The sequence below is a fragment of the Nocardioides furvisabuli genome (assembly GCF_021083185.1).
Taxonomy (GTDB): domain Bacteria; phylum Actinomycetota; class Actinomycetes; order Propionibacteriales; family Nocardioidaceae; genus Nocardioides; species Nocardioides furvisabuli.
The window spans coordinates 320,330-332,569 of record NZ_JAIGQB010000003.1 but is presented as its reverse complement, the minus strand read 5'-3'; the positions used below and the strand labels follow the sequence as shown (position 1 = coordinate 332,569).

Sequence of the window (12,240 nt, the reverse complement as noted above, 5' to 3'; positions counted from 1 at the left end):
TCAGGCCCTCTCGAGCACGTCCGCGCGCACGCCGTGGCTGACGGCCCACAGGACCGCCTGGCTGCGGCTCTGGACGCCGGTCTTGCGGTAGGCGCTGCGAATGTAGGACTTCACCGAGTTGAGCGAGATCTGCATCTCCTGGGCGATCTCGTCGTTGCTGCGGCCGGTCGCGATGAGGCCGAGGGTCTCGCGCTCGCGGGTCGTGAGGATGTCGGCCTCGCTCGGCACGGGGGGACCGCTCACCGGGTGGCCGCCCAGCGGCGGGGCGACGACCGCCTCGCCGAGGTGGATCGAGCGCAGCGCGCGGCCGAGCTGCGTCGCGGTGAGGCTCTTGCCGAGGTAGCCGGAGACGCCGTCCCCGAGCACGTCGTCGACCAGGCCCGGGTGGTGGTTCCAGGTGAAGACCGCGACGCGCCGGATGAAGGGGTCGGCGACGGCCCGGGAGAGGGTGGTGTCGTCGAGCGGGGTGCCGAAGGTCTCGATCGGCGCGATGTCGATCGGTTCGCGCATCCGGTCCTTGAAGCTGCCGAGCTCGAAGCCGCCCAGGGTGCGGAGCATGCTCTCCAGCCCTCGACGGACGAGCTCGTCGCCGCCGATGAGGCCAACGCGGATGATCATGGACAGTCCTGACAGGTGGGGAGGAGACCACACGTCCGTGCGACCTCGACGCCCCCCAGACCGTCGTGGCCACTGTAGGCGTGACCGGTGGGCGGGAGCGCCCGCCGGGCGTGGCCACCGCTCAGCTCGGGGTCGAATTACACCCCCACGGGTGAGGGTCGTGTTCCCCGTTGCTTGCGATTGATACCCCCTAGGGGTATCTTTGGACCATGAGCGAGCAGCACGGCCACCTCGAGGGCAACGACGCAGCGGTCCAGGCCCACCTCAAGCGGCTGCGCCGCATCGAGGGACAGGTCCGTGGGATCCAGCGCATGGTGGAGGAGGAGAAGTACTGCATCGACATCCTCACCCAGGTCTCCGCCGCGACCAAGGCGCTGCAGGCCCTCGCGCTGTCGCTGCTCGACGACCACATGGCGCACTGTCTCGTCGACGCCGCCCGCCAGGGCGGAGCCGTCCAGGACGAGAAGCTCAAGGAGGCCTCCGAGGCCATCGCGCGCCTCGTGAAGTCCTGACTGCACCACCGACGAAGGGAAACCCGACATGACCACCGAGACCTACACCGTCACCGGCATGACCTGCGGCCACTGCGCCGCCTCGGTCACCGAGGGGATCTCCGAGCTCGAGGGCGTCGAGACCGTCGACGTCGTCGTCGAGACCGGAGCCGTCACCGTCACCAGCACCGCCCCCCTCGACGCCTCGGCCGTCCGCGCCGCCGTCGAGGAGGCCGGCTACGCGCTGGCGTGACGTCGCACCATTCGGAAACGTGGGAGGAGGAGTGATGAGCACGCCGCTGCGGGTGGCCGCCTTCGTCACGGCCGTGGTCGTCGCCTTCGCGGTGGCCTGGGGCGGGGGCCGGCTGGTCGGGCCGGTCGACACCGAGCCCGTTCCCGCCCACGACCGGTCGGAGGTCGACCATGACCGCTGACGCGCCCACCGACGTCGAGCTGGCCATCACCGGGATGACCTGCGCGTCGTGCGCCAACCGCATCGAGCGCAAGCTCAACAAGCTCGACGGTGTCACCGCGACCGTCAACTACGCCACGGAGAAGGCGAAGGTCTCCTACCCAGGCTCCGTCTCCACCGACGACCTGTTGCGGACGGTCGAGGCCGCGGGGTACGCCGCCGCGCTGCCGGCCCCGCCCGACGCCCCCGCCGAGGACGCCGCGCCCGAGCGCGACCCGCTGCTGCAGCGGCTGCTGGTCAGCACTGCGCTCAGTGTCCCGGTGATCGCGATGGCGATGGTGCCGGCGCTGCAGTTCACCTACTGGCAGTGGGCCTCGCTCGCGCTGGCCGCTCCGGTCGTCGTGTGGGGCGCACTGCCCTTCCACCGCGCCGCGTGGACCAACCTGCGCCACGGCGCGACCACCATGGACACCCTGGTGTCGGTCGGCGTGCTCGCCGCCTTCGGCTGGTCGCTGTGGGCGCTCTTCCTCGGCACCGCCGGCGAGCCCGGGATGACGCACCCCTTCCGGATCTCGATCGACCGCACGGACGGCGCGTCCAACATCTACCTCGAGGCCGCCGCCGGGGTGACCACCTTCATCCTCGCGGGGCGCTGGCTCGAGCACCGTTCGAAGCGACAGTCGGGCGCGGCTCTGCGCGCGCTGATGGAGCTCGGCGCGCGCGACGTCGCGGTCCTCCGCGACGGGCGGGAAGTGCGCATCCCGACCGACCAGCTGGTCGTCGGCGACGAGTTCGTCGTACGTCCCGGCGAGAAGGTCGCCACCGACGGCGAGGTCGTCGAGGGCAGCTCCGCGATCGACGCGTCCATGCTCACCGGGGAGTCCGTGCCCGTCGAGGTCGGGCCGGGTGACACCGTGGTCGGCGCGTGCCTGAACGCCGGTGGTCGCATCGTCGTGCGCGCCACCCGCGTCGGCGCCGACACCCAGCTCGCCCAGATGGCGCGCCTCGTCGAGGACGCCCAGAACGGCAAGGCCGAGGTGCAGCGCCTCGCCGACCGCATCTCCGGCGTCTTCGTGCCGATCGTCATCGGCCTGGCCGCGGCCACCCTCGGCTTCTGGCTCGGCAGCGGCGCGGGCGCGACGGCGGCCTTCACCGCCGCGGTCGCGGTGCTGATCATCGCCTGCCCGTGCGCGCTCGGGCTGGCCACGCCGACGGCCCTGATGGTCGGCACCGGTCGCGGCGCCCAGCTCGGCATCCTGATCAAGGGCCCCGAGGTGCTGGAGTCGACGCGCCGCGTCGACACGATCGTGCTGGACAAGACCGGCACCGTGACGACTGGCGCGATGACCGTCCACGAGGTGGTGGCCGCCGAGGGCGAGTCCGCGGACGACGTACGCCGCCTCGCCGCCGCGCTCGAGTCGGCGTCCGAGCACCCGGTCGGCCGGGCCATCGCGGCCTCGGTCGAGTCCCCGGCCGCGGTGGAGGACTTCGCCAACCGTGAGGGGCTCGGAGTGCAGGGCGTCGTCGAGGGCCACGCGGTGGTCGTCGGCCGGCCCCGGCTGCTCGAGGAGTGGTCGCAGCACCTCCCGCCGTCGCTCGCCTCTGCGGTCACCGCGGCGCAGGCGCAGGGGCGTACGCCCGTCGCGGTCGGCTGGGACGGCCGCGCGCGTGGCGTGATCGTCGTCGGCGACACGGTCAAGCCGACCTCGGCCGAGGCCGTGGCCCGGCTGCGCGAGCTCGGGCTGACGCCGGTGCTGCTCACCGGCGACAACGAGGCCGCCGCCCGCCACGTGGCCGCCCAGGTCGGCATCTCCGACGTCATCGCCGACGTGCTGCCGGCCGACAAGGTCGCCGAGGTGCAGCGGCTCCAGGCCGGCGGCGCGGTCGTCGCGATGGTCGGCGACGGCGTCAACGACGCGGCGGCGCTCGCCCAGGCCGACCTCGGGCTCGCGATGGGCACCGGCACCGACGTGGCGATCGAGGCCAGCGACCTGACGCTCGTGCGCGGCGACCTGCTCGTCGCGGTCGACGCGATCCGGCTCTCGCGCCGCACGCTGGGGACCATCAAGGGCAACCTCTTCTGGGCCTTCGCCTACAACGTCGCCGCCCTGCCGCTCGCCGCCGCCGGGCTGCTCAACCCGATGCTCGCCGGTGCGGCGATGGCGTTCTCGAGCGTCTTCGTGGTGACCAACAGCCTGCGGCTGCGCGGCTTCCGGTCGTCGATCGCCTGATCCCGGTCTCGCCGCTCCTCGGGGCGGTGGGTGAGACACCTTTTCCTCGCGAGGAACCTGTCTCACGCACCGCTCCGGCCGGCGCGCAGGCTCGACAGGGTGTGCCCCCGCGACCGCGCGATCCCTACGCTCTCCGCATGGGACTCAAGGACCTCCTCACCCCGGGCAGCGACGAGACGGAGAAGACCCGCGCCGCGCTCGACGCCGCCGACGACCCGCGCCCCGACCCGGGCGCCATCGACCGGCTCGTCGAGATGCTCATCGACGTCGGGCTCGAGGGCCGCGGCCCGATCGACCCGGTCCGCGAGGTGGCCGACCGCGCGCTGGCCAAGGCCGGCGGTGACCGTGAGAAGGCGATCGCCGCGGTGGCCCGCTCGACCACGTTCTTCGGGGCGGTCGGCGGCTTCGCCACCGGGCTGGGCGGCTTCGTCACGATGCCGGTGTCGCTGCCGGTCAACGTCGCCGAGTTCTACCTCCAGGCGGTCCGCATGGTCGGCACCGTCGCGACGCTGCGGGGCTACGACATCTCCGAGCAGCGCGTGCGCACCGCGGTGCTGCTCACGCTCGTCGGCTCGGAGTCCGACGAGGTGCTGAAGAAGGCGGGGATGCAGAGCGCCGGGAGCCGCGCGACGGCGTACGCCCTCAAGGGCCTGCCGCCCGCGGCGCTGATGGTCGTCAACAAGGCGGTCGGCTTCCGGCTCATGCGCGGGGTGAGCGAGAAGCTGCTGGCCCGCTTCGGCCGCGGCATCCCGCTCGCCGGCGGACTGGTCGGCGGTGGCATCGACGGCTTCATGATGAAGAAGATCGCCGACCACGCGATGGAGGAGTTCCCGGCCGTCAGCTGAGCTTCGTCCGCCCGATGGATTTCCACTCGTACGAGTGGAAGTCCATCGGGGCCTGAGCGTGAGATCCCTGCGGCCGACCCGAACTTCCACCCGAGCGAGTGGAAGTTCATCAAGCGGCGATGACGGCCCGGATGGCGTCGGCCTCCTCCTCGACCGTCGCCGCGTCGACGAGGCCGCCGGCCTGCTCGGTGAGCACCGACACCCACTGGTCGAGGACCTCCTCGGCGTAACCGCTGTCGTAGAGCTCCTCGACCAGGTCCGTCCTCGCCTGCTCGACGAGGTCGGCCCACTCCTCGACGGCGGTGAAGCGCTCGACCAGGACGTTCGCCTCGCCGGTGCCTCCGGTCCCGCCCTCACCCCGGTCGGGCCGCTCGCCCCCGGGAGCCCCGGGACGCTCGCCCTCGGGCATCGCAGGGCGCTCACCCTCCGGAGGTGCTGGACGCTCGCCGTCCGCGCCTGCCGTGCCACCGCCCGGAGCGCCGCCCGCCGGGCCGGCGCCGAAGGCGAGGTTGTGGTCCCACGCGACGACGGTGAAGCCGCCGGTGGTCGCGTCGTAGCGGAGGTAGGAGTTGTTGCCCGGACCGTCGATGTCGTCGAAGTTGTCGATGACCTCCTCGAAGGCGAGGTAGCGCGCGAAGGCCTGGACGTCGAGCCGCTCGGGGAGCCCGGCGGCGAGCTGCTCGTCGCTACTGGTGTTGACGAACTCGAGGAAGTCGATGAGCGGCGTCAGGTCGTCGTCGCCGGTCTCCTGGTCGAAGACGTCGGTGTAGGCCTCCGGGTCGTCGCCGCGGTAGGTCCAGTCGCCGCCGGCCTCTGCCTTGTAGAGGATCCCGTCGGTCATGAAGTTCTCCTCCTCCCAGTCCTCGTCGAGGTTCTGCACGACGAGCCGGAGCCGGGCATCGCCTCCGTTGACGCTGAAGGACGTCGCGACGGCGTGCTCGCTGGCGAGCCCTGCCTCGGCGAGCAGGTCCAGTGCGACGGCCTCGTTGAGGGCGGTCTCGGAGGTGTTGGAGCGGACGACGAGCTCGCTGGACCCGTCCAGCTGCTGCCCGTCGACGAACGTGTCGAGCCGGATCAGCCACGGCAGGTCCGCGGCGTCGGCGTCGGCGCTGACCCCCCGGAGCGACGAGTTGCCCTTGAGCCGCAGTCCGACGCTGTCGTAGGTCTCCCCGTCGATGGTGACGGTGGCCTCGATCCACTCCTTCTCGTCCGTCTCGAGGTAGGTGGCGATCATGGTCGCGACGGCGGACTCGTCGACGTCGATCGAGATGTCGTGCACCGTGGCTGCGTCCCACACGCCCGTGCCGTCCGCGACGGTCTGCGTGGCGGAGGTGACACCGGTGGTGGCGACCGCCGACCCATTGGGGATGGAGGCGCACCCGCCCAGGGCCAGGACGGCCATGGTGGCGAGCGCGACCAGGCGCCGGGATCGGGGATGGCTGTGGTTCATGCGAGGACTCCTGTGTCGAGGGTGAGGTGGGTGGCGAGGTGCCGCGAGGTGACGCGGTGCCACCGGTTGAGCTGCAGGTCGGGGGTCAGCAGGGCCAGCCCGGTGCCGTACTTGGAGATCCGCACCGGCCGGTGCCCGAGCTCCCACAGCCGCCGGTCGAGCGGACCGGGGCCGGCGGAGGCCGACTTGGTCTCGACGACGAGCACGTCGCCGACCTCGGCGCTGCCGTGGCCGGAGACCCAGCGCAGCTCGCGGTCGATGGTGGCCCGTCCCGCGCCGGCGCCGACCAGGAGCGTCGTACGCCGATAGGTGGTGCGCAGCGTCGGCACGAGGGACTGCGGGTCCACGCCGTGCACGTCCGCCTCGCGCAGGCGGTCGCGGACCCACCCGTCGGCGGAGGCGGGGACCTCGAGCGGGTTGCTGCCGGGGTGGAGCATCCGCTCCTTGACGGTGGCGCCACGTCGCCCGCGGGTCTTGACCTCCAGCCAGCACTCGCCGGTGTCGGCGTAGACCCGGGTGCGCACCTTCCAGCGGCGGCGGCGCCGGTGGGCCGAGGCGGTCCAGCTGTCGAGCCCGACGGTGTCGAGGTAGGTCGACTCGTAGTGCGAGGACCGCCGCCCGTCGATGGAGAGCGCCCGCAGCCCGGGCACGCCGGTGACGAGGGCGTCGAGGTCGCCGGCCGGGACGACGTACTTCCGGTCCACCCGGGTGAGCAGCTCGGCCTCGGCGTTGAGGTCGGCCAGGCTGACGGGCGGCAGGTGGTCGACGGCACTCGTCGAGACGGTGCTCATCGAGACGGTGCTCATCCGATCGGTGCTCATCGGGTCAGGGCCGCGGCGTCGTGGCGCTCGGCGCGCGGCAGGGCGGGGCGCGGACCGACGGCGTGGTGCACCTCGACGGTCGTGGTGTCGTTGACCAGGTCCACACGCACCGGCGTCACCCGCGTGACGCGAGCGTCGAGGAGCGCCTCGAGGCGCTCGACGAGGGTGGGCTCGTCGGTGATCGCGGAGTCGAGCACGACCACCTGACGCAGGCCGGTGCTGTGCAGGAGCCGGCTGTCGGCGACGGCGAGCACGAGCACCAGCCCGGCCATCAGCGAGATCGAGAGCCCGAGGTCGGCCGTGCCGAGCCCGCCGATGAGGCCGATGGCGAGGGCTGCGAAGTAGTAGGCGATCTCGTGCTGGCCGAGCTCGTCGGAGCGCAGCCGGATGATGGAGAGGACGCCGAAAAGACCGAGCCCCAGCCCGATGGTCGCGGAGCTGCCTGCCAGCACGATCGTCACGGCGAGGACGCCGACGTTGACGGCGATGAAGGCGGTGACGAGGTCGGCGCGGCGGTGGCGGGGGTAGTAGACGGCCATGGCCAGGACGAGGACCGCGACGACGTCGACCGCGGCGAGCAGGTAGGTGGGATTCATGCTGCGAGGCTCGCGGCCTCACCTGTCGACGACCTGCCACGAGTCTGTGCCGTCCCTGTGAAGTCCCGCCGCTGGACCGCTCTGGGACAATCTGACCTCGTGGACAGCCCCTTCCCCTCCGTCGTGCTCGTCGCCTCGCTGATCTTCGCCGCGGTGGTGCTGGTCTACGTCGTGCTCGACCGCACGCCCGACTGGGGCCTGCTCGGCGCCGCGGGCTTCATCGAGGGCCTGACGCTGGTCCTGCTCGTCGTCGCCGGCATCCAGGTCGGCGGGGTCGACCTGAGCGGCGGCGCGCTCGTCACGTTCTTCGGCTACCTCGTCGCCGGGCTGGTCCTGCTGCCCGCCGGCTTCGTCTGGTCGCTGGCCGAGCGCAGCCGCGGCGCGACGGCCGTGCTGATGGTCGCGGGCCTCACGCAGGCCTTCGTGATCCTGCGCGCCATGCAGGTCTGGCCCTCGTGAGCTCGACCAGCTCCGGCGCCGGTCGCGTGCTCGTCGCGGTCTACGGCGTCTTCGCCCTCGCCGCGACCGCCCGCTCGCTCGTGCAGCTCTTCACCAAGGCCGACGAGGCACCGCTGGCCTACACGCTCTCCGCGCTCGCCGCCGTCGTCTACATCGCCGCGACCCTCGGCCTCGCCGAGGTCGGCCCCTCGCCGCGCCGCCTCGCCTGGGCGGCCGTCGTCTTCGAGCTGGTCGGGGTGCTGAGCGTCGGCACGCTTACCGTCCTCGACCCGCAGCTCTTCCCCGACGCGACCGTGTGGTCGGCGTACGGAGCGGGCTACGGCTGGCTGCCGCTGGTGCTGCCGTTCGCGGGCATCGCGTGGTTGTGGCACACGCGCCGGAGCGCATGAGGAAGGGCCGTCGAGGGCACCGGAGTCCATGAGCACTCCGGACGAGCAGACGCCCAAGCCCGACACCGACGAGCGGCGCGGTACGCCGAACTCCTCGGGCCCCGAGGGAGCAGCGGGCGGGATGGGCTCGAGCAGCGAGCGCATCGGGCCCACCGGTCCGGGCCAGGTGAGCACGGACGGGCTGCGCGACACCAGCGTGCTGCCTACCCCGGACGACGCCCCGCCGGAGCAGAGCGCGGGCGGCGAGGAGACCCAGCCCGACGGGATCGCTCCGCGCGCGGGCTACCCGAACGAGGACCCGCGCAACGACGACAAGCCGTACGACGCCTGAGCCGCTCAGCCCAGCATGAAGTCGGCGACCACGCGGCCGAGCTCGGCGCCGGCGTCCTCCTGGAGGAAGTGACCGGCGTCGACGATGGTCGGGTGGTCGAGCCCGCGCGTGCCGGGGATCAGCTTGCGCAGGACCGGCGCCATCGCCCCGGTGATCGGGTCGCTGTCGCTGAAGGCGACCAGGAACGGCAGCTCGCTGGTCGAGAGCACCTCCCACGCAGCACGGTTGGCCTCGGTGGCGGGGTCGTCGGGGCGGGTGGGCACGAGGGTCGGCATGACGCGTACGCCCGCCTTGGCGCGCTCCTCGGGGAACGGAGCGTCGTACGCCGCCCGCACGTCGTCGGCCATCGGCCGCGCGCAGCCGGCCGCGACGAGTCGGCCCACGTCGAGGGTCTCGGCGCTCTGCACCGCATCGCGGAACTGCCACCAGATCTCCGGCATGTCGAAGTCGCCGGTCGGAAGCCCGGTGTTGGCAGCGACCACACGTGCGAAGCGGTCCTGGTGCTCGGCGACCAGCCGCAGGCCGATCAACCCGCCCCAGTCCTGCCCGACCAGCGTCACGTCGCGGAGGTCCAGGTGGTCGAAGACGAGCTCGCGCGTCCACTCGACCAGCCGGGCGAAGGAGTAGTCCTCCGTGGCGAGCGGCTTGTCGGAACGACCGAAGCCGACCAGGTCGGGCGCCACGCAGCGGATCCCGCGGTTGGTGAGCACCTCGATCACGTGCCGGTAGAGGAACGACCACGACGGCTCGCCGTGCAGCAGCAGCGCGACCGGTCCGTCCGCCGGCCCCGCGTCGACGTACGCCATCCGCAGGGTGCCGCCGTCAGGGTCCGCGACCTCCGCGTAGCTCGGCTCCCAACCGAAGTCGGAGATGTGGTCGAAAGCGGCGTCCGGCGTGCGGTAGACCTCCATGCCGCTCAGTCTGGCAGGGCCGCGTCGGAGCGGTCACTCTTCGCCGGACGCCGCCACGGCAGTGTGCCCTCCAGTTCGACCTCGAGGGAGAAGCTGAGGAAGGTCCGGACGATCACGATCAGCCCGAGGGCGAGCGCGCTGTCCAGGGTGGTGTCCACGGTGATGGTCAGGACGATGTCCGCGATGATCAGCAGCTCCAGCCCGAGCAGGATCGCGCGCCCGACGCTGCGCCGAGCCGTCTCGTACGCCTTCGGCAGCCCGTCCCGTCGTGCCACCAGCGCTGCATGGACGAAGGCGCCGAGCGCTCCGAGGACGAGCACGACCACGCCGGCGATCTCGAAGCCGTGCACGACGAGCTCCATGAGCTTGTCGAATCGTTCGTCAGTGATCATGGGCCCAGCCTCACACTTGGCCGTGGATGCCGCCGTCTTCCTTGCGAAGGGTCGCGGGGGCGTCCAGCAGCGGCGCTCGATCAGGCCCGGGGCATCGGCGGCGGTTTGACGCAGCTCGCATGCGACTCGCATGGTGACTGGCTCAGTCGACGTCGGGAGGCGCGACCCGTGCCACAGGACGAACCCCCGACGTTCCCCGCGCCGTCCTCGGGGCGAGAGCCGGTTCCGGTTCCGTTGCGCTGAGGTGTGGGATGCGGGACAGCTGCATCGATAGCGGATCGCCGATCGGAACAACCGCACGAGGGCTTGACGGAAACGGGCGGACATGCCGAAGACGGGGGGTAGGTTGCGCCTGAACACTCGACCTCTCGGAAGGCAGGCACTGCATGCGCACCGCCACCTTCTTTGCTCGCGCCCTCGTCGGCTTCGGGGCCGTGGTCCTCGCCGTCGTACCGACGGCCGCAGCGGCCGAGCAGTGGACCCATCGCGACGCCACGGGCGACGTCGTGCAGTTCACTTACGACTTTGAGAGCGTGAGGACCACGACCGAGCTGCCCGACGACGTCAGCACCGACGTCCGTCGGCTGACGATCACCCACGCCCCGCACGAGCTCCGGATCTCGATGAAGGTCCAGGACATCGTGCGCGGCACGCGCACGGCTGAGCTCTACGTCCGGACCGCGGAGGGGCGCCGGTTTGAGGTGACTGCCTATGCCTTCCGGACCCGCGCGTTCTCCGGGCCCTACATCAGCGCCGTGCCCACCCGCGAGCGCGTCAGGTGCTCGGGCCAGTCGGCGTCCCTCGACCCGGACACCGACAAGGTCTCCGTGACGCTGCCCCGTCGCTGCCTCGGTGACCCGCGCTGGGTGCAGGTGGGGGCCACCTACGCCACCGAAGGCGAGTTCGAGTCCGAGGTCGAGGAAGGTCACTTCAACTACTTCGAGAACATCGACGACGCTCTGCGCGAGGGGGTCCGCTACCGGGTGGCCATGAGCCCCCGCGTCCGCGTGGGCTGAGGACGACACCGGTCCGGGCGGCGCGGACCGGGGCACCTGCGTCACGGGGTACGATGCCCGGCTGGCTCAGGTGCCGCCGATCCGCCCCTCCAAGAGCGGCTGGGAGGAGTCCAGGTCGTGTCGTCCCGCTCGGCGCCCCGCCTCCGGGGCGACCGCTGACAGTGCCTCCGAGGCCTGGCTCCGGGTTTTCCGCGGTGGCCTGGCTGCCCGACCTTGCTCACGGGAGAGCATCGCTGGCGAATGCTGAACCCAACCACGTGCGCCCGCACATCGACCACCAGACGGCCGGAAGACCCTCACTCCAACCGCCCCCTTTGACACAGAGAGGTACCAGTCCGGTAAGTCGGACCCGCGCCGACAGGCGGTGTTAAGACGCAGATCGACCCATTCCGAATGACGATCGGGCTGGGGCGGCATGCGCCCTCGTCGGACGGGCAGCGCGATCGACCTCAACTGGTGCGGTCAAGGATCAGTCGGGTCGCCTCATGCGGTGCATCCCATTGTGGAAAGTGGCCACACCGCTCGAACCAGTGCAGCACCGCGTCCGGAAACAGTTCCGTGGCACGTGCGGCCTGCCTCGGCACGGTCACCAGGTCACGACGACCCCAGCCGATCGTGACCCGGCCGGGCACAGTGCCGGCCGGCGCACCCTGCTGCTTGGGCCCCTTGGTCAGGGCGTCCAAGGCCGCGCCAGTCGACGGGGACTCAGCCAGCCCGCGCACATCCGGCAGCACGGTCTCGCGCGAGAGTGCCCAGGGCCGCGCCGACAACTGCGCCAACAGCAGCGTCCTTCCCACAGGGTTGCCGAGCAGTGCTGGCAGCGTGCCTCGCAGCGCCCGGACCAGAGCGATCGATGGCCGAAGCGTGGCCCCGAAGACGGCGACCTCGCGGTCGCTCCAGAAACCACCCGGGTCCAACGCCACGGTGTCGCCGCCGACGCCTCGCCGTGCGAGCTCAAGCACCATTCGGCCACCCATCGACTGACCGACCGTCGACACCCCGTCCAGCCCCTGTTCGCGGATGAACTCTGCGACGGAGTCGGTCAGGGTGGCGATCGAGACCTCGCCGGTCAAAGGAGGCGACTCGCCGAAACCCGGCAGGTCGACGGCGATGACCTCACGGCTCTCGGCCAGCTCGTCGATGATCGGGGACCAGGATCGCCATCCAGCGCCCAGACCGTGCACGAGCAACAACGGCCTGCCGCTTCCGCGGCGCGCATGGTTCAACGTCATTTCTTGAACGCTAGCCCACGCGGAAATCTGTGCATCGCCACGCAAG

Annotated in this window: 16 protein-coding genes; 9 read left to right on the top strand and 7 right to left on the bottom strand. The window is 71.6% G+C overall.

What is annotated here, in order from left to right; translation table 11 throughout:
* Positions 1 to 618, bottom strand: coding sequence for a helix-turn-helix transcriptional regulator (locus K4G59_RS08025; RefSeq protein WP_231250436.1), 618 nt, complete (start codon positions 616 to 618; stop codon positions 1 to 3).
* A gap of 209 nt (positions 619 to 827) precedes the next feature.
* Between K4G59_RS08025 and K4G59_RS08020 the strand changes: the two genes are divergently transcribed.
* The 5 genes from K4G59_RS08020 (at position 828) to K4G59_RS08000 (ending at position 4,597) form a co-directional block, all read left to right on the top strand.
* Positions 828 to 1,130, top strand: a complete 303-nt coding sequence (locus K4G59_RS08020) for a metal-sensitive transcriptional regulator (RefSeq protein ID WP_231250435.1) — start codon at positions 828 to 830, stop codon at positions 1,128 to 1,130.
* Positions 1,131 to 1,158: 28 nt separating this feature from the next.
* Positions 1,159 to 1,362: a heavy-metal-associated domain-containing protein gene (locus K4G59_RS08015; protein ID WP_231250434.1), complete on the top strand. Its 204-nt coding sequence runs from the start codon at positions 1,159 to 1,161 to the stop codon at positions 1,360 to 1,362.
* Between the two features lie 34 nt (positions 1,363 to 1,396).
* Entirely contained in the window at positions 1,397 to 1,543 is a 147-nt protein-coding gene (locus K4G59_RS08010; protein ID WP_231250433.1) for a hypothetical protein, read from the top strand.
* Positions 1,533 to 3,752, top strand: coding sequence for a heavy metal translocating P-type ATPase (locus K4G59_RS08005; RefSeq protein ID WP_231250432.1), 2,220 nt, complete (start codon positions 1,533 to 1,535; stop codon positions 3,750 to 3,752). The genes K4G59_RS08010 and K4G59_RS08005 overlap by 11 nt, the downstream gene beginning before the upstream one ends.
* A gap of 137 nt (positions 3,753 to 3,889) precedes the next feature.
* Entirely contained in the window at positions 3,890 to 4,597 is a 708-nt protein-coding gene (locus tag K4G59_RS08000; protein WP_231250431.1) for an EcsC family protein, read from the top strand.
* Between the two features lie 109 nt (positions 4,598 to 4,706).
* Here the strand turns inward: K4G59_RS08000 and K4G59_RS07995 are convergent, their stop codons facing one another.
* From K4G59_RS07995 to K4G59_RS07985, 3 genes are read right to left on the bottom strand one after another with little or no spacing between them, the layout of a single operon-like run.
* Positions 4,707 to 6,047 carry a CotH kinase family protein gene (locus K4G59_RS07995; RefSeq protein ID WP_231250430.1) on the bottom strand — a complete coding sequence of 447 codons (1,341 nt, stop codon included), beginning with the start codon at positions 6,045 to 6,047 and terminating at the stop codon, positions 4,707 to 4,709.
* On the bottom strand, positions 6,044 to 6,853 hold the full coding sequence (locus K4G59_RS07990) for a VTC domain-containing protein (protein ID WP_231250429.1): 810 nt from the start codon (positions 6,851 to 6,853) through the stop codon (positions 6,044 to 6,046). The genes K4G59_RS07995 and K4G59_RS07990 overlap by 4 nt, the downstream gene beginning before the upstream one ends.
* An 11-nt stretch (positions 6,854 to 6,864) precedes the next feature.
* Positions 6,865 to 7,464 carry a DUF4956 domain-containing protein gene (locus tag K4G59_RS07985; RefSeq protein WP_231250428.1) on the bottom strand — a complete coding sequence of 200 codons (600 nt, stop codon included), beginning with the start codon at positions 7,462 to 7,464 and terminating at the stop codon, positions 6,865 to 6,867.
* Between the two features lie 99 nt (positions 7,465 to 7,563).
* On the opposite strand from K4G59_RS07985, the gene K4G59_RS07980 reads away from it, so the two are divergent.
* Genes K4G59_RS07980 through K4G59_RS07970 form a run of 3 tightly spaced genes read left to right on the top strand, consistent with a single transcriptional unit; the run spans position 7,564 to position 8,643 of the window.
* The gene (locus tag K4G59_RS07980; protein WP_231250427.1) at positions 7,564 to 7,923 is read left to right on the top strand and encodes a hypothetical protein; all 360 of its coding nucleotides are present in this window, start codon (positions 7,564 to 7,566) and stop codon (positions 7,921 to 7,923) included.
* Complete coding sequence (locus K4G59_RS07975; RefSeq protein WP_231250426.1) at positions 7,920 to 8,312, top strand: hypothetical protein; 393 nt, start codon at positions 7,920 to 7,922, stop codon at positions 8,310 to 8,312. The genes K4G59_RS07980 and K4G59_RS07975 overlap by 4 nt, the downstream gene beginning before the upstream one ends.
* A gap of 28 nt (positions 8,313 to 8,340) precedes the next feature.
* On the top strand, positions 8,341 to 8,643 hold the full coding sequence (locus K4G59_RS07970) for a hypothetical protein (RefSeq protein WP_231250425.1): 303 nt from the start codon (positions 8,341 to 8,343) through the stop codon (positions 8,641 to 8,643).
* A 5-nt stretch (positions 8,644 to 8,648) separates the two neighbouring features.
* Here the strand turns inward: K4G59_RS07970 and K4G59_RS07965 are convergent, their stop codons facing one another.
* Positions 8,649 to 9,554 carry a haloalkane dehalogenase gene (locus tag K4G59_RS07965; protein ID WP_231250424.1) on the bottom strand — a complete coding sequence of 302 codons (906 nt, stop codon included), beginning with the start codon at positions 9,552 to 9,554 and terminating at the stop codon, positions 8,649 to 8,651.
* Between the two features lie 5 nt (positions 9,555 to 9,559).
* Positions 9,560 to 9,946, bottom strand: coding sequence for a DUF1622 domain-containing protein (locus tag K4G59_RS07960; protein ID WP_231250423.1), 387 nt, complete (start codon positions 9,944 to 9,946; stop codon positions 9,560 to 9,562).
* Positions 9,947 to 10,332: 386 nt separating this feature from the next.
* On the opposite strand from K4G59_RS07960, the gene K4G59_RS07955 reads away from it, so the two are divergent.
* Positions 10,333 to 10,962 (top strand): hypothetical protein, encoded by a 630-nt coding sequence (locus tag K4G59_RS07955; protein ID WP_231250422.1) that lies wholly within the window; start codon positions 10,333 to 10,335, stop codon positions 10,960 to 10,962.
* A gap of 449 nt (positions 10,963 to 11,411) precedes the next feature.
* On the opposite strand, the gene K4G59_RS07950 is transcribed toward K4G59_RS07955, so the two are convergent.
* Positions 11,412 to 12,194: an alpha/beta fold hydrolase gene (locus K4G59_RS07950; RefSeq protein WP_231250421.1), complete on the bottom strand. Its 783-nt coding sequence runs from the start codon at positions 12,192 to 12,194 to the stop codon at positions 11,412 to 11,414.
* Positions 12,195 to 12,240: the final 46 nt, after the last annotated feature.

What these genes read in the sequence shown, in the direction of transcription:
- K4G59_RS08025 (WP_231250436.1), bottom strand. Translation starts at nt 618, where the DNA reads ATGATCATCCGCGTTGGCCTCATCGGCGGCGACGAGCTCGTCCGTCGA.
- K4G59_RS08020 (WP_231250435.1), top strand. Translation starts at nt 828, where the DNA reads ATGAGCGAGCAGCACGGCCACCTCGAGGGCAACGACGCAGCGGTCCAG.
- K4G59_RS08015 (WP_231250434.1), top strand. Translation starts at nt 1,159, where the DNA reads ATGACCACCGAGACCTACACCGTCACCGGCATGACCTGCGGCCACTGC.
- K4G59_RS08010 (WP_231250433.1), top strand. Translation starts at nt 1,397, where the DNA reads ATGAGCACGCCGCTGCGGGTGGCCGCCTTCGTCACGGCCGTGGTCGTC.
- K4G59_RS08005 (WP_231250432.1), top strand. Translation starts at nt 1,533, where the DNA reads ATGACCGCTGACGCGCCCACCGACGTCGAGCTGGCCATCACCGGGATG.
- K4G59_RS08000 (WP_231250431.1), top strand. Translation starts at nt 3,890, where the DNA reads ATGGGACTCAAGGACCTCCTCACCCCGGGCAGCGACGAGACGGAGAAG.
- K4G59_RS07995 (WP_231250430.1), bottom strand. Translation starts at nt 6,047, where the DNA reads ATGAACCACAGCCATCCCCGATCCCGGCGCCTGGTCGCGCTCGCCACC.
- K4G59_RS07990 (WP_231250429.1), bottom strand. Translation starts at nt 6,853, where the DNA reads ATGAGCACCGTCTCGATGAGCACCGTCTCGACGAGTGCCGTCGACCAC.
- K4G59_RS07985 (WP_231250428.1), bottom strand. Translation starts at nt 7,464, where the DNA reads ATGAATCCCACCTACCTGCTCGCCGCGGTCGACGTCGTCGCGGTCCTC.
- K4G59_RS07970 (WP_231250425.1), top strand. Translation starts at nt 8,341, where the DNA reads ATGAGCACTCCGGACGAGCAGACGCCCAAGCCCGACACCGACGAGCGG.
- K4G59_RS07965 (WP_231250424.1), bottom strand. Translation starts at nt 9,554, where the DNA reads ATGGAGGTCTACCGCACGCCGGACGCCGCTTTCGACCACATCTCCGAC.
- K4G59_RS07960 (WP_231250423.1), bottom strand. Translation starts at nt 9,946, where the DNA reads ATGATCACTGACGAACGATTCGACAAGCTCATGGAGCTCGTCGTGCAC.
- K4G59_RS07955 (WP_231250422.1), top strand. Translation starts at nt 10,333, where the DNA reads ATGCGCACCGCCACCTTCTTTGCTCGCGCCCTCGTCGGCTTCGGGGCC.
- K4G59_RS07950 (WP_231250421.1), bottom strand. Translation starts at nt 12,194, where the DNA reads ATGACGTTGAACCATGCGCGCCGCGGAAGCGGCAGGCCGTTGTTGCTC.